Origin of the sequence: Mycobacterium yunnanensis (assembly GCF_025823185.1) — a bacterium.
Classification (GTDB): Bacteria; Actinomycetota; Actinomycetes; order Mycobacteriales; family Mycobacteriaceae; genus Mycobacterium; species Mycobacterium yunnanensis.
The window spans coordinates 1-23691 of sequence record NZ_JACKVK010000005.1 but is presented as its reverse complement, the minus strand read 5'-3'; the positions used below and the strand labels follow the sequence as shown (position 1 = coordinate 23691).

Below are 23691 nucleotides of genomic sequence, written 5' to 3'. Positions count from 1 at the left end.
CGTGGGTCAGGCGGGGCCGGAGTCGATCACTCGCTGGGCGATGTCCGTCAGCTTGACATTGCCTTCCTGGCTCAGCTGTTTGAGCATGCTGAAGGCGCGGACGGCGTCGACTCCGAAGCGCTCCATGATGATTCCCTTGGCTTGACCGATGCGGTCGCGACTCAGTAGCGCTGCGTTCAGCTGACTTCGTGCCTGCGTGGTGATGATGGCCGAGGCCGCATGGGCGGCGAGAATGGTGCCGACGGTCTCGGCGTCGGCGCTCCATTCGTTGGGTGCGAACCCGAAGAGGTTGAGCGCACCCGCGGTGCGGTCGGCGGTGTAGAGCTTGAACGACAGGCCGCTGAGCACGCCGATCTCGACGACGGCAGGCGAGTACTGCGGCCACCGCGTCTCGAGCCGGAAGTCGTCGGTCCGGACGACGGTGTCCGAGAGTGCGGCCTGCACGCACGGTCCTTCGTTGAAGGTCACCTGCAGGGTGTCGAGTTGATGGGGCAGATCCGACGTGGTCGCGACCGAACTGAACTTGCCCCCGCGTTCCAGCAGGAGGATGCCCGCGGTGTCGACGCCGGGGATGAGGTCAACGGCCGCAGTCGTCACTTCTTGGAGGATCGTGTCCAAGCTGGGTTTGGGCACCAAGCTTCTCGCCAGCTCGGCCATGCGGAGCGCGAGGTCGTGGTTCATCGATTGCGACACCCCCCCGAATGCCCCCGCCGGATCACGATCAAACGGCGGCTACCCCGCCAGACGAGGCGTCCCGCGTCCGTCGCGAGAGATCAACCCGCGTTGCTCGAAGGCGTCCAGCCACCCCTGCATCGGCCACCACCCCCACCGGGCGTGAAACGTGGTCGCATTGGACACGATGTCGGCCAGGTGCTCGGTCGGCGGGTCGGAGACCGGGTGAAACTGGTGATAGGCGTGCGCGCCCCCCACCCACCGCAGACCGACGGCCGAGGCGGCCGCCCGCTGCGCGTAGTCCGTGTCCTCTCCGCCATAGCCGGCGTAGTCGGTGCAGAACCCTCCGATGCGCTCCCAGACCGGCGCGGTGACGGCGAACGACAGGGACCAGAAGAGCTCGTACTCGTCGCCGGTCACCGTCACCCCCGTCGGCGGGGCCGGTCGCGCCGGGTGCGGCGCGGTCAGCTCGGACAGCCGGTCGAGGTCGTACCCGTCGGGCCCGGGTGCCGGAAGGTAGGTGACCGGGCCGCAGAGCAACGCGCCCCGGTGGGCGGGGTTCGCCGCAGCGAGCTGGTAGTACCCGATCATCTCGGGCGCGGGGATGCAGTCGACGTCGAGGAAGACGAGTAACTCGGCCCCACCGTCGACGGCCACCCGGGCACCGAGGTTGCGGGCACGTGCCATCGGGATGCGCGGCGACCCCGAGCGCAGCGCCACCACGGTCGTACCGTCGTCACGTACCCGGCGCGCGACGTCGTCGTCGTCGACGGCCACGACGACGTGGTGATCCGCCGGGACGGCGCTGCGGGCGAGGCCGTCGAGCTGGCGGCGAAGATGGTCGCCTCGGCCGCGCACCGCGGTCACGACGGTCGTCTTCACGCCGCCACCCGCTCGATCAGCGCCGCGGCGCGCTCGGCCGCGCCGACGGTCTGCCACTGCTGCCACCCCTGCGAGTCCAGGCCGCGCGCGGCCTCGACTACGCCGGGCCAGTCGGACATCTCGGGCCACGACGGTCGAACCGCCGCCACGCCGGCGCGCCGCAGCGCCGCTGCCGTGGCGCGCTGCTCACCGAATGGACGGTCGGCGGCGATGATGACTGCCGGTCGGCCCGCCGCGGCGATGTCGGCGATCGAACTCTGGCCGGCCGAGGACACCACGACGTCGGCGGTGCACAGGTTCGGCCACGGATCGTCGGCCCACGGACCCCCGGCGACCCCGAGGGATGACCATCGATACTCCGGATGTGCCGCGGCGCAACGGTTTATCGTGGAGACGTCGAGATCGGCGCCGCCGGAACCGTTGAGGACCAGGATGCCGGGTCGTCCGTCGTCCGGACGCGGAAGGCGTGGGCGACCGTCGAAGCGGCTGATTCCGCCCACGTACGTCGTCTTCGCCGCGTACGGCACCAGCCACGCCGGCTCGTAGAGGGTTCGGGGCCACGCCGCCAGGATGTGCTCGGCGACGCGGTAGACCAGTTCGTGGGGCGGGTCGGTCCGCTCACCGGGCATGGCGACCACGACGACGGGCACACCGAGGAGCCGCACCAACATCGTCACCTCGACCGAGACGTCGACCACCATCACCGACGGCCGGTGCGTCGACACCCAATCGGCGATCGTCGACATGCGTTCTCGTAAACCACTGTGATGCAACGGGACCCAGTGCAGCGCGCCGTTGGCGTCGACGTCGGTGAAGCCCTTGCCGTCACCTCGGTCGGATGGCTCGTCGTCGCGAGGAAGCCGAACCGTGGTGACCCCGGGCCGCGCCTCGACCGGCAACGACGACAGGATCGTCACGGGCTCACGCAGACGTGCGCAGATGCTCGTCGCTCGCGAGAGGTGCCCGCGTCCGTGGTGATGTACGTAGTAGCCAATCATGGTTGGCGGAGGTCCGTTCGTCGATGAGGTTGCCGTAGATCTCGAGGTAGCGCGACACCATGGCGCGTGCGCTACATCGCATGACGGCGCTGTGGCGCACCGCATCTCGCGACAGGGTGATGGCCTCGGGGACGGCGGCCGCCATGCCCGCCACGTCGTCGGGGGCGACCAGCCGCCCGCTCTGGGCGTCGATGACCTCCGGAATCCCGCCGCGGCCGAAGGCGACGACGGGCGTCCCGCAGGTGGCGGCCTCGGCGGCGACGAGGCAATACGGCTCGTCCCACCGCGGCGTGACCAGCGCGGCCGCTGCACCGCCGACCAGCGACGCCAGGCGCCGCTGGTCGAGATGTCCTGCGTACCGGACACGTTCACTCAACAGCGGCTCCACCGCCTCGTGGAAGTACTCGGCGTTGCCGATGGGCCCGGCGATGACGAGGTGCCTGCCGGTCAGCGCCGCCGCCGCGACGGCGAGGTGGGTCCCCTTCTCGGGTGTCACCCGCCCCGACCACACGAGGTAGTCGCCACCGGGGCCGGCAGGCCAGCGAGAGGGCTCGACGCCGTTGGGCACCACGTGCATTCGGTCGGTGACGACGTGGCGCCAGGATTCCGCGGTGTAACCGCTCACCGCGGCGAAGGCCGAGCCGGCGCCCCCGGTGGTGCCGATGGCGGCCTCCAATCGCGGAACAGGCGGAGTGTGCAGCGTGGTCAGCATCGGGGTGCGCAAACCTGGGGCGAGCAGAAGGGGCACCGGATTGAGGCAGTGATTGTGGATCACGTCGAAACCGTCGCCGCCGTCGTCGACGAGCTCCTGCATGACGTCGAGATAGGCGAGATGATCGGATTCCGGCACCGCGCCGGGGAGCGGACGGCGCCGTGCCGCGGCGGCGCTGCGGTACAGCGGTCGAACCTCCGGGCCGGGTTGGGAACCGAGATCGGACTCCGCTGCGGCGAAGAGCGTGACCTGGTGTCCTTCGTGGGACAACGACCGCGCCAGATGCCATACGTGCGCTTCCAGTCCACCGGAGAACGGTTGGCTGATCGGAAAGCGGTTGTGTGAGATGAGGGCTATGCGCAGGGCTGACGTCACGTCGTTGCCGGTTCGTCCATGACGGCGGTCACTCGCACCCCTTTCGTTGATCCACGGCCGGATCAAGCGTCGGCCTATTTACCCCGTCTTCGGCAGTTGTAACGTCCTCCCGCGAGAACGTCATGCCTGGGCTCCTCGCCGCCCCGCGGCAGCTACATTCCTCAGTCATGGCCCTGTCACCGGACATCGTCGGACTGACCTATGAACACCCCGACACCTACGTCGTCGGGCGTGAAGCCGTTCGCCAGTACGCGGTCGCGGTCAAGAACGACGACCCCGCGTACCGGGACGAGGACGCCGCCCGCGCCCTCGGCCACGACTCCATCCTCGCGCCGCTGACGTTCATCTCCGTGTTCGGTTACCACGCTCAGATGGCGTTCTTCGACCACGCCGGCATCACCATCACCGACGAACGGCTCATCCAGGCCGAGCAGGGGTTGAAGTTCCTGGCTCCCATCAAGGCCGGTGACGTCCTCCGGTGCCGAATCCGGATCGACTCGCTGCGGCGGGCGTTCGGTGCCGACGTGCTGACGCTGCGGAGTTGGATCGTCAACCAGGACGGCGACACCGTCCAGGAGGACTACACGACGATGGCCGGTCGGACCGAGGCCGACGCGGACTGACCCGGGAAGGTTTTTCCCGGGGCCCTCGGGGTACGACGACTGAGCGCGGCAATGCGCGGGCTACGGGTTGCGAGGAGTGGTGGTGGTCGACGACGTCGAGCGGCAACGGACGTGGAAGGAGTTCTCCGGCGCGGTCAACATGACGGCCTCGGAGCTCCGCAGATGGCTCGACCGCGACGCGTCCAAGTCGGTGGGTCAAAAGGCCGACGGCGGCGGCGAGTCGACCGGCCATGCCAGTGGGCGCCACATCGCCGACATCCTGGAGACCAAGAAGTCCGAGCTCTCCGACGACGACTACGACCACATGCGCAAGGTCGTCGGTTACGTCAAACGGCATCGAGCTCAGCGGCCATCGGGCGACGTCGAAGACACCGCGTGGCGGTATTCGTTGATGAACTGGGGCCACGACCCGATGAAGAAACACTCTTGACTGATTCAAGAAAAGGCACTAGAACTTAGGGCGTGGGACACGCGATCGAGTTCGAGCGAGTGCTGCGCGAGGCGTCGCTTCGCGTGACCCGCCCGAGGGTCGCCGTCCTCGGTGCCGTGTACGCCAACCCGCACGCCGACACCGAGACGATCACCAGGGCGACGCGCACCACCTCCCCGGAGGTGTCGCACCAGACCGTCTACGACGCGTTGAACGCACTCACCTCGGCCGGCTTGATCCGCCGCATCCAACCCGCCGGGTCCGTGGCGCGGTACGAGTCGCGCGTGGGCGACAACCACCATCACGTGGTGTGCCGGTCGTGCGGTGCGGTGGCCGACGTCGACTGCGCGGTCGGCGCGGCGCCGTGTCTGGTGCCCGCCGACGGTGACGGCCACCTCGAGGGCTTCACGGTCGACGAAGCAGAAGTCATCTACTGGGGCTATTGTCCCGCTTGCTCGACAGTCGGCCCCGCCCCATCCAGATCCTGAAACCCAGCCCGTTTCGTCAAACCCGGAAGGAATGTCGTGTCAACCGATACATCCGATAGCCGCCCCCCAGCCCCTGATTCGGGAACCAGCTCGCACAGCGAGAGCGAGAACCCGGCAATCGAATCGCCGCACCCCAAGGGCCACGCGCCGCTGACCAATCAGGATTGGTGGCCCGAGCAGGTCGACGTGTCGGTGCTGCACCGCCAGCCGGCCAAGGGCAATCCCCTGGGCGCGGACTTCGACTACGCCGCGGCGTTCTCGAAGGTCGACGTCGACGCACTGAAGGCCGACGTCCTCGACGTCATCACCACCTCGCAGGACTGGTGGCCCGCCGACTACGGCAGCTACGCCGGCCTGTTCATCCGGATGAGCTGGCACGCCGCGGGCACCTACCGCATCTACGACGGTCGCGGTGGCGGTGGCCAGGGCAGCCAGCGGTTCGCCCCGCTGAACAGCTGGCCCGACAACGCCAACCTCGACAAGGCCCGCCGTCTGCTGTGGCCGGTCAAGAAGAAGTACGGCAGCAAGCTGTCGTGGGCCGACCTGCTGGTCTTCGCCGGCAACGTGGCACTCGAGTCGGCCGGATTCGAGACCTTCGGTTTCGGCTTCGGTCGCGAGGACATCTGGGAGCCCGAGGAGATCCTCTTCGGCCAGGAGGACACCTGGCTGGGCACCGACAAGCGGTATGGCGGCACCAACGACAGCGACAAGCGTGAACTGGCCGAGCCCTTCGGTGCCACCACCATGGGCCTGATCTACGTCAATCCCGAAGGGCCCGAAGGCAAGCCGGATCCGCTGGCCGCCGCCCACGACATCCGCGAGACCTTCGGTCGGATGGCCATGAACGACGAGGAGACCGCCGCGCTGATCGTCGGCGGTCACACCCTCGGCAAGACCCACGGCGCCAGCGCCGACAACGTCGGCCCGGAGCCCGAGGGCGCGCCGATCGAGCAGCAGGGCCTGGGCTGGAAGTGCCCGTTCGGCTCGGGCAACGCCGGCGACACCATCACCAGCGGCCTCGAGGTCGTCTGGACCGACACGCCGACGCAGTGGAGCAACCGCTACCTCGAGCTGCTCTACGGCAACGAGTGGGAGCTGACCAAGAGCCCCGGTGGTGCCTGGCAGTTCGAGGCCACGGCCTCCGAGGCGATCATCCCGGATCCCTTCGGCGGCCCGCCCCGCAAGCCCACGATGCTGGTCACCGACGTCTCGATGCGTGTCGATCCGATCTACGGCAAGATCACGCGCCGGTGGCTCGACCACCCGGAGGAGATGAACGACGCCTTCGCACGTGCCTGGTACAAGCTGCTGCACCGTGACTTGGGACCCGTCACCCGCTACCTCGGCCCCTGGGTGGCCGAGCCGCAGCTGTGGCAGGACCCCGTACCCGCTGTCGACCACGCGCTGGTCGACGACGCCGACGTCGCCGAGCTGAAGGCCAAGGTGCTCGGCGCCGGGCTGAGCGTGCCGCAGCTGGTGAAGACGGCATGGGCGGCTGCCTCGAGCTTCCGCGGCACCGACAAGCGCGGTGGCGCCAACGGCGCGCGCATTCGCCTCGAGCCGCAGCGCAGCTGGGAGGTCAACGAGCCCACCGAGCTCGACAGGGTGCTCCCGGTGCTGGAGAAGATCCAGCAGGAGTTCAACGCCTCGGCCTCCGGTGGGAAGAAGATCTCGCTGGCCGACCTCATCGTGCTGGCCGGCAATGCCGGCATCGAGAAGGCCGCCAAGGACGGTGGTTTCGACATCGACGTGCACTTCGCGCCGGGCCGCACCGATGCCACCCAAGAGCAGACCGACGTCGAGTCGTTCGCCGTGCTCCAGCCGCAGGCCGACGGGTTCCGCAACTACGCGAAGCCTGGCGAGAAGGCACCGCTCGAGCAGCTGCTGGTCGACAAGGCCTACTTCCTGGACCTGACGGCCCCGGAGCTGACCGTGCTGATCGGTGGCCTGCGGGCCATCGGCGCCAACCACGGCGGCAGCAAGCACGGCGTGCTGACCGACCGGCCGGGTGTGCTGAGCAACGACTTCTTCGTCAACCTGCTCGACATGGGCACCAAGTGGAAGTCGGCCGAGACCGGCGAACACGCCTACGAGGGCTCCGATCGGGCGACCGGTGAGCTCAAGTGGACGGCCACCCCCAACGACCTGGTGTTCGGCTCGAACTCGGTGCTGCGCGCCATCGCCGAGGTGTACGCCGAGGACGACAACCAGGGCAAGTTCGTGGAGGACTTCGTCGCTGCGTGGGTGAAGGTCATGAACAACGACCGGTTCGACTTGAGCTAAGCGCTGGTCGACCGACGCCGGGCCGGATCCTTCGGGATCCGGCCCGGTCGTCGTTTGGGGACGCGATGCAGGCATACGTCGACGGATTCGGGGTAAGGACAACAGTCGCAGCGGGTTAAGCAGAGGCCGGCCAGCACGTGACGCACGAACCCGATCAAGGAGTTCCATGCCTGCCCGTAAGCCCGATCAGTCAGCGCCCGCCCCGGCGAGCCCCACCGGCGTCACCAACGGACAGGCGGTCGACGGTGATCCGCGCGCCCAGTCCGGCGCCTACCTCACCACCGCGCAGGGACTGCGCATCCCCGACACGGACCACTCCCTCAAGGCGGGCCCGCGCGGACCGACCCTGCTGGAGGACTTCCACCTTCGCGAGAAGATCACCCACTTCGACCACGAACGCATCCCGGAGCGCGTCGTGCACGCCCGCGGCGCGGCAGCCCACGGCGTCTTCGAGTCCTACGGCACCGCAGCGGCGTTCACCAAGGCAGGCTTCCTCGGCAAGAAGGGCACCACGACGGAGGTCTTCACCCGGTTCTCGACCGTGCTCGGATCCCGCGGCTCGGCGGACACCGTCCGTGACACCCGTGGCTTCGCCGTGAAGTTCTACACCGACGAGGGCAACTTCGACCTCGTCGGCAACAACATGCCGGTCTTCTTCATCCAGGACGGCATCAAGTTCCCCGACGTGATCCACGCAGGCAAGCCCCAGCCCGACCGTGAGATTCCGCAGGCCCAGTCGGCGCACGACACGTTCTGGGACTTCGTGTCGCTGCACACCGAGGCCACCCATCACGTCATGTGGAACATGAGCGATCGTGGCATTCCCCGGTCGTACCGCACCATGGAAGGCTTTGGCGTACACACGTTTCGGTTGGTGAATGCCAAGGGTGCGACGAGCCTGGTGAAATTTCATTGGAAGCCGGTGGCCGGGGTGCACTCGCTGGTGTGGGAGGAAGCGCAGATCGCCGCCGGATGCGACCCGGACTTCCACCGTCGCGACATGGCCGACGGCATCGAAGCAGGCGCGTTCCTGGAATACGAGTTGGGCGTGCAGGTCATGCCGGACGACGGGACCGACTCGTACGACGGGATCGACCTGCTCGACCCGACGAAGATCGTGCCCGAGGAACTGGTCCCGGTGCAGTTGATCGGCAAGATGACGCTGAACCGCAACCCCACCAACTACTTCGCCGAAACCGAGCAGGTCGCCTTCCACACCGGGCATCTGGTGCCGGGCATCGAGGTCACCAACGACCCGCTCATGCAGGCGCGGCTGTTCTCCTACCTCGACACCCAGCTGACCCGGCTCGGCGGACCCAACTTCTCACAGTTGCCGATCAACCGGCCGCACTGCCCGGTCAACGACATGCTTCGAGACGGCATGCACCAGACGGCGATTCACACCGGCGAGGCGCCGTACCACCGCAACAGCGTCGACGGGGGCGAGCCGATGCCGGCCGACGAAGCACACGGCGGGTACGTCCAGACTCCGCGTGTCGTCGAGGGCCCCACCGTGCGGGCGCAGCCGGCGTCCTTCGACGACCACTTCACCCAGCCCGCGATGTTCTACCAGAGCATGACGACGCTGGAGAAGGCGCACATCGTCGAGGCGTTCACCTTCGAACTGGGCAAGGTCTACGAGCAATCGATCAAGGAACGCGAGCTCGAGGTCCTGGCCAACGTCGACGCCGATCTGTGTCAGCAGGTCGCGGCCGGCCTCGGCCTGCCGGCGCCCAAGGGCACCCCGCCCGCCGACGTCGAGGTGTCACCGGCACTGGTGCAGATCGTCGCCCAGCCGGGCCGCGTCGACGGCCGCAAGATCGCGATCGTCGCCGATGCCGGCTCCGATCTGGCAGGCATTGCCAAGCTCGTCAAATCGGTTGCAGCCCTTGGGGTGACGGCGCTCGTCGTCGCGCCGGTGGGCGGCGTACTCAAGTCGGGACGCCGGTCGGTCACCGTCGACCGGACCTTCGCGACCGCCCGTTCGATCGAGTTCGACGCCGTGGTCGTCGCAGGGGGTACGACGGCTGCCGACATCAAGCTCGTCGTGTTGCTCCAGGAGGCGTTCCGGCACTGCAAGTCGATCGCGGCGTGGGGTGACGGCACGGCGGTTCTCAAGGCCGCCAGGATCCCACTCAAGGGTCCCGGCATCGCAGTCGCGTCGGACGCCGACAAGGCGTTCACCGCGACCCTGGCAGCCGAGCTCGGGATGCACCGCGCGTGGGATCGTGCGGCGAAGGTGATGGCCTCGGCGGTGCCACCCGTCTCGGGCTAGGACTCGCGGCACCTACAGTCAGGCGATGGACTTCGAGGAGTACCGCGCCCACGACGCCACCGGGTTGGCCAAACTCGTCGCGGACCGCCAGGTGTCGGCGGCGGAGCTGCTGGCCGTGGCCCGCGAACGTGCCGCGGCGGTCAACCCGCGCGTCAACGCGATCGTGCGCGACGTGCCCGCCGTACCGACCGACGACCTCGAGGGCCCGTTCGCCGGCGTCCCGTTCCTGATCAAGGACTTGGCACAGGACTATGGGGGGCTGCCGACCTCGGCGGGCTCGCGGGCGTGGAAGTTCACGCCCGCCGCCGAGCACGCGACCGTCGTGCAGCGGTGGGTCGACGCCGGGCTGGTCGTCTTTGGCAAGACCAACACTCCCGAATTCGGGGCGAAGGGCATCACCGAGCCCGTCGCCTGGGGTCCCGCTCGCAACCCGTGGAACACCGAGCACACGCCAGGTGGCTCATCCGGTGGCTCGGCGGCCGCGGTCGCGGCGGGGGTGGTGCCGTGCGCGGGCGCCAACGACGGCGGCGGGTCGATCCGCATCCCCGCCGCCTGTTGCGGTCTGGTCGGCCTCAAACCGGGTCGCGGGCTGACCCCCTCCGGGCCGGCGCACGGCGAGCCCATGCACGGGGCGGCCGTCCAGGGCGTGGTGTCCCGCACGGTCCGCGACACGGCAGGCATGCTCGACGTCCTCCGCGGCGGCGAGCCGGGCGGGCCCTACGTGCCTGGCATACCCGAGACACCCTTCTCGTCGTGCGTCGGTCAGGATCCGGGCCGGCTGCGGATCGGCGTGCGTGTGCCGTCGGCCATCACCCCGGCCCCGCACCCGGAGGCGGCCGCGGCCGTCGAGGCCACCGTGCGCGCGCTGACCGACCTCGGTCACCACGTCGAGGAGTTGCCTCGGGCGCCGTTCGACGACGCCGTGCTCGCCAAGGACTTCCTGCTCACCTGGTTCGTCCACGTGGCCCACGAAGTCGCCGAGGCGAAGCGGCGGACCGGGGCGCGCGACGACTCCTTCGAGCGCGACACGCTCATCATGGCCGCGCTGGGCCGCGCTACCGGCGGCGTCGACTACGTGGACGCCGTCGAACGACGCCACGAGCACACTCGCCGCCTCACGACGTTCTTCGAGTCCTACGACCTGCTGCTGACGCCGACCCTCGCGACGCCGCCACCGCGGATCGGCCAGTTCGATCTTCCGGTGGCGTTGCAACGCGGTGCCGACGTGCTGATCAGGACCCGCACCGCGACGTTGCTGCGCCACACCCGGATCGTCGACGACATGGTGGATCAGAACCTGGGCTGGGTGCCGTACACGCAGCTGGCCAACGTCACCGGGCGGCCCGCCATCTCCCTGCCGCTGCATCAGACCGCCGACGGACTGCCGCTCGGCGTCCAGTTCGTCGCACCGCTGGCCGGTGAGTCGCTGCTGATCCGGCTGGCCAGCCAGCTGGAGCGGGCGGTGCCATGGTCTGATCGGTTCGCGCCGATCTAGCGTCGGCCGCCTGCGGTGTGTCCGGTCCCTTACCGCCGGCCTCGGGCCCCGAACGGGTCGTTTCGATGTGATAGACACTGCGCTATGTCAGCGTCGCACGCGACCGGCGATCGCCTCCTGGTTCCGGGTCAGACGTGCTGGCGCATCGAGCGCGCCGATCGATTCGCCTTCATCGTGGACGCGGCCGACTACTTCCGCCACACCAAGGCGGCGATGGTGCGGGCCAAGCACCGCATCTTGCTCATCGGATGGGACTTCGACTCCCGGACGGTCTTCGAGCCCGGCGGCAAGACGGTGCCGGGATACAACGAGTTGGGACCATTCCTGCGGTCGGTGGTCCGCAAACGACCCGACCTCGAGGTGTACGTGCTGCGGTCCAATCTGCGATTGCTGCCCGCCTTCGAAGGTTTTTGGGAGGGCGTCACCCCGGTGTCGTTCATGAACCGCTTCAGCAGTGAGCGCCTGCACTTCGCCATCGACGGCGCGCATCCCACCGGGGCGGTGCACCATCAGAAGATCGTCGTGGTCGACGACTCGGTGGCGTTCTGCGGCGGCATCGACTTCACGGTGGACCGTTGGGACACCCCGGAACATCTCGACGAGAACCGGCTCAGGCGCGCGCTCGGCGAGCCGCACGGACCACGCCACGAGGTGGCGGCCGCGGTGGACGGTGCCGCGGCCCGCGCCCTCTCGGAGGTCGCCCGCGACCGCTGGTTGGCGGCCACCGGCGTCGACCTGGAGCCGGTCGAGGGCACGCGCGACCTCTGGCCCGGCGGGCTGGAGCCGACCCTGCACGACGTCGACGTCGCGGTGGCCCGCACCATGCCCCGGCTTGGCGAGGGCGAGGAGGTGCGCGAGGTCGAGGCGCTCAACTTGGCTGGCATGGCCGCCGCGCACGACACGATCTATCTGGAGAACCAGTACCTGGCCTCGCGAATACTCGTCGACGCACTCTGCGCCCGCCTGCGCGAACCGTCGGGTCCGGAAGTCGTGATCGTCATCCCGCGCAAGTCCGAGAGCCCGCTGGAGGAGCGGGCCATGGACAGTGCGCGATACCGAATGTTGAAGCGCCTGTGGGCTGCTGACCAGCACGACCGCCTCGGGGTGTACTGGCCGGTGACCGACGGCGGCACGCCGGTCTACGTGCACGCCAAGGTCATGGCGGTCGACGACCGGTTGTTCCGGGTCGGCTCGTCGAACCTCAACAACCGGTCGCTGGGCTTCGACAGTGAGTGCGACGTGGCCATCGAGGCGCACGGGGCCGACGACGAGGACGACGTCGCGGGCACGATCGTCGCGCTGCGCAACGCGTTGGTGTGCGAGCACCTCGGCGTGGCGGTCGAGGACTTCGAACGCGAAGTCACCGAGCGAAATTCGTTCCTCGGGGCCGTCGAGGCGCTGCGTGGCTCGGGCCGGACGCTGCTGCCGTTCACCCCCGAGACGGTCGCCGGCGAACGCAGCCTGTGGGCGGAGAACGACCTGATGGATCCCGACCGAGTACCCGAGTCGTTCGCCAGGAGCGTGGCGCGGTGGCTCGGCGGGTTCGTCGACTGACCCGTCTGCCCCCGAGGACGGGCACCATGGACGTGATGACGTCCCAGGAGATCGACTCGCTGACCATCGAGGAGAAGGCCGCCCTGCTCAGCGGCGCCGACTTCTGGCACACCGCGGCGCTCGAGGGCCACGGCGTGCCCTCGATCATGATGACCGACGGTCCGCACGGCCTGCGCAAGCAGCGTGGTTCGGGCGATCACCTGGGGCTCGGCGACAGCGTGCCTGCCACCTGCTTTCCGCCCGCGGTCGCGATGGGCTCGTCGTGGGACGTCGACCTCATTCGACGTGTCGGTGAGGCGATCGGCACCGAGGCGGTCATCGAGGACGTCGGGGTGGTGCTCGGTCCCGGCGTCAACATCAAGCGATCGCCGTTGTGCGGGCGCAACTTCGAGTACTTCTCCGAGGATCCGATCGTCGCCGGCGTGCTGGGTGCGGCCATGGTCGACGGCATTCAGAGCCGCGGCGTCGGTGCGTCGTTGAAGCACTTCGCGGTCAACAACCAGGAGACCGACCGCATGCGGGTCAGCGCCGAGGTCGACCCCCGGCCGCTGCGCGAGATCTATCTACGCGCCTTCGGCCGCGTCGTCACCGACGCCCGCCCGTGGACGGTGATGTGCTCGTACAACCGCGTCAACGGGGTGTACGCGTCGGAGGACCGGTGGCTGCTGACCACGGTGCTGCGCGAGGAGTGGGGTTTCGACGGGGTGGTCGTGTCGGACTGGGGCGCGGTCGACGACCGGGTCAGGGCGCTGGCCGCCGGCCTGGACCTGGAGATGCCCGGGTCCCGCGGCGTGAGCACCGCCCAACTGCTGGCGGCCGTCGCCGACGGCTCCCTCGACGAGTCGGCCCTCGACGTTGCGGCTGCCCGCGTGTGGGCACTCGTCGAACGAACGGGCGCCCGTGCTCCGGTGTCGGGGCCGCTGGACGTCGACGCGCATCATGCCCTGGCGCGTGAGGCGGCGGGGCGCTCGATCGTGCTGCTCAAGAACGACGGTGGCCTGCTGCCACTGTCACCGGACGCCGACATCGCCGTGATCGGCGCGTTCGCCGCCGACCCGCGGTATCAGGGTGCCGGCTCGTCGATGATCAACCCCACTCGACTGGACCGGGCGGTCGACGAGATACGTGCCATGGCAACGGGTTCGGTGACCTACGCCGCGGGTTTCGACACCGCAGTCGACGTGGCAGAGTCCGATGCGGCGCGACTGCTGGACGAGGCGGTCGCCGCGGCGAGCGGTGCCGAGGTCGCGGTGGTGTTCCTCGGCCTGCCGGCCCGGCTGGAGTCCGAGGGCTACGACCGTGACGACGTCGACCTGCCCGCCAATCAGCTCGCCGTGCTGCAGGCGGTCGTCGACGCCAATTCGAACACCGTCGTCGTGCTGTCCAACGGCGGTGTCGTCACCCTCTCGTTCGCGGCCAACGTGCCGGCCATCCTGGAGGGCTGGTTGCTGGGCCAGGCGGGCGGCGGGGCGACCGCCGACGTGCTCTTCGGGGTGGTCAACCCGTCGGCCAAGCTGACCGAGACCATTCCACTGCGGTTCGCCGACTCCCCGGCCTATCTCGACTTTCCCGGCGAGTTCTCCCGCGTGCGCTACGGCGAGGGACTTTTCGTGGGGTACCGCTGGTACGACGCCCGCGACCTCGACGTCGCCCATCCGTTCGGACATGGCCTGTCCTACACCACCTTCGAGTACGGACCGGCGTCGGCGTCGACCGCAGCCGGCGGCGACGTCGAGGTCTCGCTGACCGTGACCAACACCGGGCCGGTGGCCGGCCGGGAGATCGTCCAGCTGTATTCTTCGCTGCCCACGGCGACCACGCAGCGTCCCCCACGGGAGCTCAAGGCGTTCGCGGCGGTGCCCTTGGAACCCGGCCAGACGCGCGAGGTGGTGCTCGTCGTGCGGCGCACGGACCTGGCCTACTGGGACGTCCGCGTCGACTCCTGGGTGGTCGAGGGCGGCACGTACTCCTTCGACGTCGCCGCCTCCAGCCGGGACGTCCGCTCGACGGTGCGGGTCGAGGTGGCCGGCGATCCCGTCGCCGTGCCGCTGTCGCGGACGTCGTCGATCGGCGAGGTGCTCGCCGACCCCGCCGCCGGGCCGATCCTTCGGGCGGCGATGGCCGAGATGATGGGCGACGCCCCCGCCGCGATGATGCCCGAGGGCGTCGACCTCTCGAAGCTGCTCGACTCCTTCCCGATCGGACGGGTCGCCATGTTCGGAGCCGACGTGGACCCCGCCATGGTCGACGCCCTCCTCGCCGCACGTCCGTCCGACGACGCCGAGACGTAGACCCGTGCGGTTAGGTCAGCCGTACCTTCGGTTTGGGAAGGCGCCCGCCGGGCAAGTCCGCACTCACCGCGCCGTCGCAGGCTCCTCCTGCGCACGCCCCGATGCGGTTCGATGAAGGAGATGAATCAATGGCGATCAACGACGACGACATCACCACCAGCGGTGCAGGTGGCGAGGGCCCGGCCGACGGTGGTTCCAACCCCGGCGGTCACGACGGCGGCGCCGACGGCAGCGCCGGCGGCGAGGGCCCGGCCGACGGTGGTTCCAACCCCGGTGGTCACGACGGTGGCGCCGACGGCAGTGCGGGCGGCGAGGGCCCGGCCGACGGTGGTTCCAACCCCGATGGTCACGACGGCGGCGCGGACGGCACTGCCTGACCCAGCCTCGTGCTGACCCGTTGCATCGGCGCCGACCCCCAGACGTTCGCACGCGAACACTGGGGGCGGTTGCCGTTGCTGACCCGAGCGGCCGACCTGCCGCGCGACTTCTCCGATCTCCTCTCGGTCGACGACGTCGACGAGTTGCTGTCCGAGCGCGGCGTGCGAGCGCCGTTCATTCGGGTCGCCAAGGAGGGCGAGGTGCTCGCCCGCGAGCGCTACCTCAGCCCAGCCGGTTTCGGTGCGGAGATGCCCGACCAGGTCGACTCGGCGAAGGTGCTCGACCAATTCGCGTCTGGTTCGACGATCGTGCTGCAAGGCCTGCACCGGTTGTGGCCGCCGATGATCGACTTCGTTCGCGCCATGGTCGACGACCTCGGGCATCCCGTTCAGGCCAACGCCTACGTCACGCCGCCCCAGAATCGCGGTTTCGACGCCCATTACGACGTCCACGACGTGTTCGTCTTGCAGACCGCGGGCACCAAGCATTGGATCGTGCACGAGCCGGTGCACCCCGACCCGCTGCCCTCGCAGCCGTGGACCGATCACCGCGACGCGATCGGTGAGCGCGTCCGCGACGAGCCGGTCGTCGACGCGGTGCTCAATCCGGGCGACGCGCTGTATCTTCCGCGAGGCTGGATTCACTCGGCCCGCGCCCTGGGTGCGACGTCGGTGCATCTGACGATCGGCGTCTCGGCGTTCACGGCGGTCGACGTGGTGCGCGCCGTCGTCGACCAACTGGCGGCAGACGCCGAATTCCGCCGGTCCCTCCCGATGGGGGCCGACCTCACCGACCAGAGCGAGATGGCCGCGACCGCCACCAAGCTCATCGCGGAGCTGTCCGAGAGGCTGCGTGATCACGCCGCCGACCTGGGCGAGCACGCCGCCACATCGTTGAGGTGGCGATTCGCCGACCGGACCCGGCCCGTCGCGGTCCGGCCGCTGGCATCACTGGTGGCCGCCGAGAACGCCGCCACCACCTCGGTCCGGTGGCGGCCCGGTCTCGTCGCGACCGTGCGACGCCATGACGGCCGGGTGACCGTCACCCTCTCGGACCGCACCATCAGCCTGCCGGAGTCGTGCGCCGACGCCCTCGAGGCGTTGCACGCGGGCGTCGTCGCCGAGGCCGGGTCGCTGCCCGGGCTGGACGCGGCAGACGGGGAGGTCGTGATTCGTCGGCTGCTGCGCGAGGCGGTCGTCGTACCGGCGGGCGAATGACGCAGCCTGCCGGTTGGCGGCCCTGCAGCGATGTCTCGCGCGACCGCGGCGACCCCATGTACGGCACCGCCTCGGCGGGGTCGTCGTGGCTGATGCTCGAATTGTGCGGCGCCTGGGGTCCTTCGGCGTTCATGGACTCACCGTCGGTGATCGACCCTGGGCTGGGCCGCGCCATCGTCCGCCGGGCCGAGGCGGCCGGAATGCGGATCGCGGCGATCCGGCGGCCCGGCCGGCGCTCGGCGCCCCGGCGATGGCGGTGGTTCGTCGCCGACTCCCGCCTCGGTGCGGAAGCGCTGCACCACGGCGAGGTCTCCGGGCCCGCCGACTACCTCGAGCTGCCGCTCGACGGCTCCGCAGGCCACCCGACCGGGGCGCCACTGGTCGCGGTGTGCGCGCACGGCCGGCACGATCAGTGCTGCGCGGTCCGGGGCCGCGGCGCGGCCGCGGCCATCGCGGCGGCCTATCCCGAAATCACCTGGGAATGTTCGCATTTGGGTGGCGACCGGTTCGCCGCGACGATGCTGATCCTGCCGGAAGGCCTGTGCTACGGGCGAGTCGAGACCGTCGACGCCGCACACCTGGTGAGCCTGTACGCCGACGGGCGGGTGAACAACGGCCTCCTGCGCGGGCGGACCTCCCTGCCGCACGTCGTGCAGGCGGCGCAGTACTTCGCGCGCGAGGCGCTGGGCGAGGACAGGTTGCGGGCGCTGGCGCCGCTGCGCGTGGAGCCGGCCGACGGCACCGCCCGTGTGACGCTGGCGGCCGAGGGCGGCACCGTCGACGTCGTGGTCGGGGAACGCCTGTCCGAGCCGCTCCTGTCCCAGTGCAGCGCAACGGTTCCGGGGCGGGTGCGGACCTTTACGCTGGTGTCGCTCGAGCGGGGCTAGCGACGGTGGTCTCCCACCGGGCCCGTCGTTGCTCGTCGGTCTGCTCCCACCACGGCGGCGTACCCCGTTCGCCAAGGGCGACCTTGGCGGCCTGAACGCCCGTGCGGGCGGCCCGCTCCTCATCGGTTCCCTTGGTGCGGCGCACTTCTCGTCGCCAGGCCATCAGGATGCGGGTCAGCTCGGCCCGCCGGTCCTCGGGGATGCCGGGATCGGTCGCCCGCCAGCGCCGGCCGTCGATCACGAAGTAGTGACCGTCCTCGGTGATCTCCGGTCCGCTCACCCGGTCGAGTGTAGGGCTCAGCCCCTGCGGTCGGCCCAACCGTCGTCGCCGTAGGCGAACAGTTGGTGCGCGCGGTCCCACGACCGGGACCGCACCCGGTCGAGCGCCCTGCGGACGGCCAGGCCGACCAGCCCGCAGAATACGGCGGCCAGCAGCCACACCGACCAACCCGCGCTCGTCGCATTCACCGATGCGTCGGACGGCCTCAGGGGCGCCGAGACGACCTTGCCCGTGGTGTCCAACCACACGGTGATCTTCTCGCCCGTCGGGACGGGCCCCGGGCTGACGATGCGTTCGGTGCGCTCCTGGGTGCCCTCGGTCCACTTCGCCTCGACGTAGAGGGGGGCGCCGAAGTCGGTGGGGGCGGGGGTGCCGGTGAGCACCTGGGCCTCGACGGAGTGGCGGTTCTGCGTCTCCTCCCGCACGAAGGACATCGTCGACTCGTACGCCTGGTCGCCGACGTGGGCCGCGAAGGGAATGGCGAGCAGTGTCGCCGTGAACAGCAGCAGGAAGATCACGGCCTCGAGCCGGTCGGTGGCACGGGTCAGTGGATGACGGCGCAACGCCCCGAGACTCCAGCGAATGTGCTGAGCAAACGATCCGGCGCTCATCGGCGCGGCCCAATTCGAAGTCCGGAGTTTCTCGTCAACACCTGTTCAATGGTGACACCGTCGGCACGAGACGCCAAGTGTTGCGGGCTCAGGGCGATGAGCATCACAACCGGTGAGTGGCGGGGGCCACCGTCGGCGGGTGACACAGCCGATTGTGACCGGGGCCACCAGCTGGTCCGGCCAGGGTGGCCAGCAAACTAGCGCGGCGTCAGAACCCGGAGTGGCGCGCCGGCGTCGAACGCCACGATGTCCTCGACGGCATGGCGGTAGAACACGCGGTAGGCGTCGGTGGTGACGTACCCAATGTGCGGAAGCAGCAGGGTGTTGGGCAGCGACCGCAGCGGGTCGTCCACCGGCAGGGGTTCGGTGTCGTATACGTCGAGTCCGGCCCCCGCGATGCGGTTCTCGCGAAGGGCCGCCACCAAGGCGGCCTGGTCGACGATGGGCCCGCGCGAGGTGTTCACCAGGTAGGCCGTGCGCTTCATCCGCGCGATGTCCTCGGCCCCGACGATGCCGCGGGTGCCGTCGGCCAGGGGCATGTGCACGGTGATCACGTCGGACTCGCCGAAGAGGTCGGCCTTGGTGACGGCGCGGACGCCGTGTTCGGCGGCGCGTTCGGCAGTTAGGCGGGGCGACCAGGCGATGACCGACATGCCGAAGGCCTGCGCCAGGCGCGCCACGGGGGTGCCCAGACGGCCCAACCCCACCACCCCGAGCGTCTTGCCCTGCAGGCCGGGGCCGATGGTGTGTTGCCAGCCACCGGCCCGGACGGCCGCGTCCTCCTGGGCGAAGTTGCGGGTCAGCGCGATGATCATGCCGATGGTCAGTTCCGGCATCGCGTTGCCTGCGCCTCCGGTTCCGCACACGGTGATGCCTGCCGCTGCCGCCGCGGCGAGGTCGATCGACGCGTTGACCGGGCCGGTGGTGATCAGCAGTCGCAGTGCGGGCAGGGCCTGAAGCACCGCGGCCGGAAACGGGGTTCGCTCACGCATCGCCACGACGACGTCACTGTCGCGCAGTCGGTCGACGAGGGCCTCGGGGTCGGCGATGTGCTCACCGATCACGTCGACGGTGTAGTCGCGGCGCACGTCCGACCAGTCGGCGCTGGTGAGTGCCACGCCTTGATAGTCGTCCAAGATCGTCACGGTGGGCATGGACTTCCTCCTCTAGATGTCGGGTGTCTCCCCGGTGACCTGGAAGACGATCCGCCTGCCGATCTGTGCGGCGTGGTCGGCGAAGCGCTCGTAGAAGCGTCCGAGCAGGGTGACGTCCACGGCGGCGGCGACGCCATGCTTCCACTTCTCGTCCATCATCATCGTGAAGAGATGCCGGTGGAGTTGGTCCATGGCGTCGTCGTCACGATCGATCTGAGCCGCCTGCTCCGGGTCGCGGGACAGGACGACGTCCTTGGCGTTGTTGCCGAGATCGACTGCGATGCGGCCCATTTCGGCGAAGAACCCGTTGACTTCCTCGGGGACGGCGTAATCCGGGTGGCGACGACGTGCGATCTTGGCGACGTGCAGCGCCAAGCCGCCCATCCGCTCGGCGTCGGCGACGTTCTGCATCGAGCTGACAACCACCCGCAGATCGCCGGCGACGGGGGCCTGCAGAGCGAGCAGCAGCAGCGCGGCCTCCTCGGCTTGGGACTGCATCAGGCTCAGGTGGTCGTGGTCGGTGATGACGCGTTCGGCCAGTGGCAGATCAGCTTGCAACAGGGCCTGGGTGGCGCGCTCCATCGCCAGGCCGGCGAGACCACACATCTGACTCAACGTCTGGATGAGGGAGTCGAGCTCGCCGTGGAAGTCGTTCCGCATGATCCCTGTACTACCCGACGAGACCCGGGCACGTCCTGGTGGGGCCCGGCCGCGACCACCTGGGCCCCGCTCCAACCCGCCACGAACCGGTCACCTGGTCCGTTATCGTCGCCGGATGACCGACGCGACCCAGTCTCCCGGTGGTCCGACCCTCGCTCCGACCAGCACCCGGCGGGCGGTACTCAACACGATGAAGGGCTCGGCGGGAAATCTCGTCGAGTGGTACGACGTCTACGTCTACACGGTGTTCGCCACGTACTTCGAAGCCCAGTTCTTCGACAAGGCCGACAAGAACTCGACGCTCTACATCTACGGCATCTTCGCGGTGACCTTCGTGATGCGACCGGTGGGGTCGTGGTTCTTCGGCCGCTACGCCGACCGGCGCGGACGCAAGTCGGCGCTGATGCTCAGCATCACGGTGATGTCGGCGTGTGCGTTCGTGGTGGCCGTCATGCCGACGCGAGAGATCATCGGTTACTGGGCGGCGGTGATCCTGATCATCGCGAGGTTGGTGCAGGGGTTCGCCACCGGTGGGGAGTACGGCACGTCGGCGACGTACATGTCGGAGGCCGCGACTCCGCACCGACGCGGCTTCCTGTCGTCGTTCCAGTACGTCACCCTCATCGGCGGCCACGTGCTCGCTCAGTTCACCCTCTTGATCTTGTTGAGCCTCTTCGACGTGGAGATGGTGACGGCGTGGGGCTGGCGGGTCGGTTTCTTCATCGGTGGCATCGCCGCCCTGGTGGTGCTGTGGATGCGCCGCTCGATGGACGAGTCGCTCAGCGAGTCCTATCTCGAGGCGGTGCGCGCCGGCACCGACAAGGCCGCCGGGTCCTTGAAGGCGCTGTTCACCACGCATTGGCGGCCTCTGCTGCTGGTGTTCCTCATCACCGCGGGCGGCACGGTGGCGTTCTACACCTACACCATCAACGCCCCGGCGATCGTGAAGTCGACCTTCGGTTCCGACCAGGCCGTCACCGCGACCTGGATCAACCTCACCAGCCTGATCCTGTTGATGCTCCTTCAGCCACTGGGCGGTCTGCTCAGCGACCGGGTCGGCCGCAAGGTGCTGTTGGTCTTCTTCGGCATCGGCGGCGTGCTCTACACCTGGGTGCTGCTGACCTACCTGCCCCAGACCACCTCGCCGCTGCTCGCCTTCGCGCTCACGGCGGTCGGGTACGTCATCTTGACGGGGTACACGTCGGTCAACGCCATCGTGAAGGCCGAACTGTTCCCCGCCGAGGTGCGGGCGCTCGGCGTCGGTTTGGGCTATGCGCTGGCCAATTCGGTGTTCGGCGGCACCGCGCCGTTGCTGTTCCAGGCGGCCAAGTCCTCCGATCGCGTCGGTTCGTTCATCGTCTACGTCACCGTGGTGATCGGCGTCAGCCTGGTGGTCTACGTCTTCGGTCTGAAGAACAAGGGGATGACGGTGCTCGACCACGAGCAGGGCAGTGCCTGGGTGGTGCCCACGCGCCGCTGAGCGGCCCAGATGCCACACCGCCACGTGTCACGTACGGTAGTGCGTGACGACGCTCGAATTGACTGCGCCGTCAACCGAAGGTGTTGTACCGCAATGCCTTTCGTCGGGTATTCGCGGAGGTCCAAAGCTTGGTTGGTGATCGTGCCAGTGGTCGCGGACCAGTCCCACGTCACGGCGTGCACCGTCGAACTGCACTGAAGGTTCCGCTCGTCCTGGCTGGCGGGATGGCGCTGAGTGCGACACCTCGCGCCTCGGCGGCGGATGCGGGACGGTGGTCGGTCGAGCGTGCCCAGGGCTGGCATCGGGCCCATCGCGGACTGGTCGGCGCGAACTACATTCCCGCCAACGCCGTCAACCAGCTCGAGATGTTCCAACCGGAGACCTACGACCTTCGGCGCATCGACGCCGAGCTGGGGATGGCCCGGCGGATCGGGCTCAACTCGATCAGGGTGTTCCTGCACGACCTGCTGTGGACGCAGGACCGCCGTGGATTCCTGCGGCGGTTGATGCAGTTCGTGACGATCGCGGCACGGCACGCGATCAAGCCCCTGTTCGTCTTCTTCGACTCGTGCTGGGATCCCAGGCCCAAGGCGGGTCCGCAGCGGGCGCCGGTGCCGGGTGTGCACAACTCCGGATGGGTGCAGAGTCCGGGCGCCGACCGCCTGGGCGACCGGCAGTACGTCGGCACCCTCGAGGAGTACGTCACCGGGGTGCTGAGGCAGTTCCGCAATGACGACCGCGTCCTGGGGTGGGATCTGTGGAACGAGCCCGACAACCCCGCGGCCGTCTACCGCGACGTCGAGCGGCCCGACAAGGAAGACCTGGTCGCCAACCTGCTCCCGCAGGTGTTCCGGTGGGCCCGGGAGGTCGACCCCACCCAGCCCCTGACGAGCGGGGTGTGGCAGGGGGCCTGGGCCGACCCCGGCAAGCGCAGCGTCATCGCGGGCATCCAGCTGGACAGCTCCGACGTGATCACCTTTCACTCCTATGCCAAGCCGGCGGAGTTCGAGGGCCGGGTCGCCGAGCTGGCGCCCCTGCAGCGGCCGATCGTGTGCACCGAATACCTGGCCCGGTCCTTGGGCAGCAACGTCGAGGGCATCCTGCCCGTCGCGCAGCGTCTCGACGTCGGCGCGTTCAACTGGGGTTTGGTCGCGGGCAAGACCCAGACCTATCTGTCCTGGGATTCGTGGGACCGCCCCGAACTCACGCCGAAGCCGTGGTTCAGCGACCTGCTCGGACCCGACGGACGGCCCTATCGAGACGACGAGATCCGCGCCATCCGACGTCTGACGCCGCTGCTGCGCGCCAAGTAGGGCGGTTCGTCATTCCCTCAGCGTTCCCCCATCGAACACGTCGCCAAATCGCCAAGATTCGAACATATGTTTGATTCATGGGTACGGGGGAGGTGCAGGCGGCGGTTACAGCGCTGCGCGCTGCACATGACGCGCTGGCGGCGTTGTCGGTCGACGCGTTGACCGCTCCCGAATTGCCAAGATTCGAACATATGTTTGATTCATGGGTACGGGGGAGGTGCAGGCGGCGGTTACAGCGCTGCGCGCTGCACATGACGCGCTGGCGGCGTTGTCGGTCGACGCGTTGACCGCTCCCGAATTGCTCGCCGTGCTCGACGATCTGGAGACGCTGACCTGCCAGTTGCCGGTGCAGGGCCATCGTCTGCTGACCCGGCTGCAGGCCGAGACGACGCCGAACGTGCTGGGGGCCAAGTCGTGGCGCGACGTGTTGGCCATCCGATGGCGCATCTCGCCGAGCGAGGCCGGGCGCCGGCTGGAGGAGGCCGCGCTGCTGGCGTCGCGGCAGACGCTGATCGGCGCACCGCTGGATCCGGTGTTGCCGTGCACGGCGATCGCTCAGTCCCACGGTGTGATCAACCGGGAGCACGTCCACGTGCTGGCCAAGGCGATGAGCCGCATCCCACCGGCGGTGGA

The 23691-nt window shown here is 69.1% G+C and carries 22 protein-coding genes; 14 read left to right on the top strand and 8 right to left on the bottom strand.

Features of this window, described 5'->3' with window-relative positions:
- Nucleotides 1-6: 6 nt before the first annotated feature.
- The 4 genes from H7K45_RS07275 to H7K45_RS07260 are packed head-to-tail and all read right to left on the bottom strand — an operon-like array spanning nt 7 to nt 3639.
- Entirely contained in the window at nt 7-681 is a 675-nt protein-coding gene (locus H7K45_RS07275) for a GAF and ANTAR domain-containing protein (protein ID WP_263995119.1), read from the bottom strand.
- Between the two features lie 51 nt (nt 682-732).
- Nucleotides 733-1554 (bottom strand): glycosyltransferase family 2 protein, encoded by an 822-nt coding sequence (locus H7K45_RS07270; protein WP_263995118.1) that lies wholly within the window; start codon nt 1552-1554, stop codon nt 733-735.
- Nucleotides 1551-2552, bottom strand: a complete 1002-nt coding sequence (locus H7K45_RS07265) for a glycosyltransferase (RefSeq protein WP_263995117.1) — start codon at nt 2550-2552, stop codon at nt 1551-1553. Before H7K45_RS07265 ends, H7K45_RS07270 begins: the two co-directional genes overlap by 4 nt.
- Nucleotides 2476-3639: a glycosyltransferase gene (locus tag H7K45_RS07260; protein WP_263995116.1), complete on the bottom strand. Its 1164-nt coding sequence runs from the start codon at nt 3637-3639 to the stop codon at nt 2476-2478. The genes H7K45_RS07265 and H7K45_RS07260 overlap by 77 nt, the downstream gene beginning before the upstream one ends.
- A 167-nt stretch (nt 3640-3806) precedes the next feature.
- On the opposite strand from H7K45_RS07260, the gene H7K45_RS07255 reads away from it, so the two are divergent.
- The 11 genes from H7K45_RS07255 to H7K45_RS07205 all read left to right on the top strand — a co-directional run bounded on the left by H7K45_RS07255 (nt 3807) and on the right by H7K45_RS07205 (nt 17560).
- Nucleotides 3807-4262 (top strand): FAS1-like dehydratase domain-containing protein, encoded by a 456-nt coding sequence (locus H7K45_RS07255; protein WP_263995115.1) that lies wholly within the window; start codon nt 3807-3809, stop codon nt 4260-4262.
- Nucleotides 4263-4344: 82 nt separating this feature from the next.
- On the top strand, nt 4345-4692 hold the full coding sequence (locus H7K45_RS07250) for a DUF3140 domain-containing protein (protein ID WP_263995114.1): 348 nt from the start codon (nt 4345-4347) through the stop codon (nt 4690-4692).
- A gap of 32 nt (nt 4693-4724) precedes the next feature.
- Nucleotides 4725-5180, top strand: coding sequence for a Fur family transcriptional regulator (locus H7K45_RS07245; protein ID WP_263995113.1), 456 nt, complete (start codon nt 4725-4727; stop codon nt 5178-5180).
- Between the two features lie 36 nt (nt 5181-5216).
- The gene (katG, locus tag H7K45_RS07240; protein WP_263995112.1) at nt 5217-7463 is read left to right on the top strand and encodes a catalase/peroxidase HPI; all 2247 of its coding nucleotides are present in this window, start codon (nt 5217-5219) and stop codon (nt 7461-7463) included.
- A gap of 166 nt (nt 7464-7629) precedes the next feature.
- Complete coding sequence (locus H7K45_RS07235; RefSeq protein ID WP_263995111.1) at nt 7630-9738, top strand: catalase; 2109 nt, start codon at nt 7630-7632, stop codon at nt 9736-9738.
- A gap of 25 nt (nt 9739-9763) precedes the next feature.
- Nucleotides 9764-11233, top strand: a complete 1470-nt coding sequence (locus H7K45_RS07230) for an amidase (protein WP_263995110.1) — start codon at nt 9764-9766, stop codon at nt 11231-11233.
- An 84-nt stretch (nt 11234-11317) separates the two neighbouring features.
- Nucleotides 11318-12787 (top strand): phospholipase D-like domain-containing protein, encoded by a 1470-nt coding sequence (locus tag H7K45_RS07225; RefSeq protein WP_263995109.1) that lies wholly within the window; start codon nt 11318-11320, stop codon nt 12785-12787.
- Between the two features lie 26 nt (nt 12788-12813).
- Complete coding sequence (locus tag H7K45_RS07220; protein ID WP_372512514.1) at nt 12814-15078, top strand: glycoside hydrolase family 3 C-terminal domain-containing protein; 2265 nt, start codon at nt 12814-12816, stop codon at nt 15076-15078.
- 128 nt (nt 15079-15206) lie between these two features.
- The gene (locus H7K45_RS07215; protein ID WP_263995107.1) at nt 15207-15455 is read left to right on the top strand and encodes a BatC protein; all 249 of its coding nucleotides are present in this window, start codon (nt 15207-15209) and stop codon (nt 15453-15455) included.
- A 9-nt stretch (nt 15456-15464) separates the two neighbouring features.
- Entirely contained in the window at nt 15465-16673 is a 1209-nt protein-coding gene (locus H7K45_RS07210; protein ID WP_263995106.1) for a cupin domain-containing protein, read from the top strand.
- Complete coding sequence (locus H7K45_RS07205; protein ID WP_263995105.1) at nt 16670-17560, top strand: ferredoxin family protein; 891 nt, start codon at nt 16670-16672, stop codon at nt 17558-17560. Before H7K45_RS07210 ends, H7K45_RS07205 begins: the two co-directional genes overlap by 4 nt.
- Here the strand turns inward: H7K45_RS07205 and H7K45_RS07200 are convergent.
- The 4 genes from H7K45_RS07200 to phoU all read right to left on the bottom strand — a co-directional run bounded on the left by H7K45_RS07200 (nt 17532) and on the right by phoU (nt 20265).
- A complete protein-coding gene (locus H7K45_RS07200) occupies nt 17532-17840 on the bottom strand; it encodes a hypothetical protein (RefSeq protein WP_263995104.1) in 309 nt (102 codons plus the stop codon). The two genes, H7K45_RS07205 and H7K45_RS07200, sit on opposite strands and share 29 nt — an antisense overlap.
- Nucleotides 17841-17857: 17 nt before the next feature.
- Nucleotides 17858-18451 (bottom strand): Rv1733c family protein, encoded by a 594-nt coding sequence (locus H7K45_RS07195; RefSeq protein ID WP_263995103.1) that lies wholly within the window; start codon nt 18449-18451, stop codon nt 17858-17860.
- A gap of 197 nt (nt 18452-18648) precedes the next feature.
- Nucleotides 18649-19605, bottom strand: a complete 957-nt coding sequence (locus H7K45_RS07190; protein WP_263995102.1) for a D-2-hydroxyacid dehydrogenase family protein — start codon at nt 19603-19605, stop codon at nt 18649-18651.
- Nucleotides 19606-19617: 12 nt separating this feature from the next.
- On the bottom strand, nt 19618-20265 hold the full coding sequence (phoU, locus tag H7K45_RS07185; RefSeq protein WP_263995101.1) for a phosphate signaling complex protein PhoU: 648 nt from the start codon (nt 20263-20265) through the stop codon (nt 19618-19620).
- A 115-nt stretch (nt 20266-20380) separates the two neighbouring features.
- Here phoU and H7K45_RS07180 point away from each other — a divergent pair, with 115 nt between their 5' ends.
- The 3 genes from H7K45_RS07180 to H7K45_RS07170 all read left to right on the top strand — a co-directional run.
- A complete protein-coding gene (locus H7K45_RS07180; protein WP_263995100.1) occupies nt 20381-21745 on the top strand; it encodes an MFS transporter in 1365 nt (454 codons plus the stop codon).
- Nucleotides 21746-21921: 176 nt separating this feature from the next.
- Nucleotides 21922-23058, top strand: a complete 1137-nt coding sequence (locus H7K45_RS07175) for a glycoside hydrolase 5 family protein (protein WP_263995099.1) — start codon at nt 21922-21924, stop codon at nt 23056-23058.
- A 202-nt stretch (nt 23059-23260) separates the two neighbouring features.
- Nucleotides 23261-23691: DUF222 domain-containing protein (locus H7K45_RS07170; protein ID WP_263995098.1), on the top strand; the 431-nt coding region annotated here is incomplete at its 3' end.

Excerpts from the sequence above, each read along its gene's own strand:
- H7K45_RS07275 (WP_263995119.1), bottom strand. The coding sequence starts at position 681 with ATGAACCACGACCTCGCGCTCCGCATGGCCGAGCTGGCGAGAAGCTTG.
- H7K45_RS07265 (WP_263995117.1), bottom strand. The coding sequence starts at position 2,552 with ATGATTGGCTACTACGTACATCACCACGGACGCGGGCACCTCTCGCGA.
- H7K45_RS07255 (WP_263995115.1), top strand. The coding sequence starts at position 3,807 with ATGGCCCTGTCACCGGACATCGTCGGACTGACCTATGAACACCCCGAC.
- H7K45_RS07235 (WP_263995111.1), top strand. The coding sequence starts at position 7,630 with ATGCCTGCCCGTAAGCCCGATCAGTCAGCGCCCGCCCCGGCGAGCCCC.
- H7K45_RS07230 (WP_263995110.1), top strand. The coding sequence starts at position 9,764 with ATGGACTTCGAGGAGTACCGCGCCCACGACGCCACCGGGTTGGCCAAA.
- H7K45_RS07225 (WP_263995109.1), top strand. The coding sequence starts at position 11,318 with ATGTCAGCGTCGCACGCGACCGGCGATCGCCTCCTGGTTCCGGGTCAG.
- H7K45_RS07220 (WP_372512514.1), top strand. The coding sequence starts at position 12,814 with ATGGACGTGATGACGTCCCAGGAGATCGACTCGCTGACCATCGAGGAG.
- H7K45_RS07215 (WP_263995107.1), top strand. The coding sequence starts at position 15,207 with ATGGCGATCAACGACGACGACATCACCACCAGCGGTGCAGGTGGCGAG.
- H7K45_RS07205 (WP_263995105.1), top strand. The coding sequence starts at position 16,670 with ATGACGCAGCCTGCCGGTTGGCGGCCCTGCAGCGATGTCTCGCGCGAC.
- H7K45_RS07195 (WP_263995103.1), bottom strand. The coding sequence starts at position 18,451 with ATGAGCGCCGGATCGTTTGCTCAGCACATTCGCTGGAGTCTCGGGGCG.
- H7K45_RS07190 (WP_263995102.1), bottom strand. The coding sequence starts at position 19,605 with ATGCCCACCGTGACGATCTTGGACGACTATCAAGGCGTGGCACTCACC.
- phoU (WP_263995101.1), bottom strand. The coding sequence starts at position 20,265 with ATGCGGAACGACTTCCACGGCGAGCTCGACTCCCTCATCCAGACGTTG.
- H7K45_RS07180 (WP_263995100.1), top strand. The coding sequence starts at position 20,381 with ATGACCGACGCGACCCAGTCTCCCGGTGGTCCGACCCTCGCTCCGACC.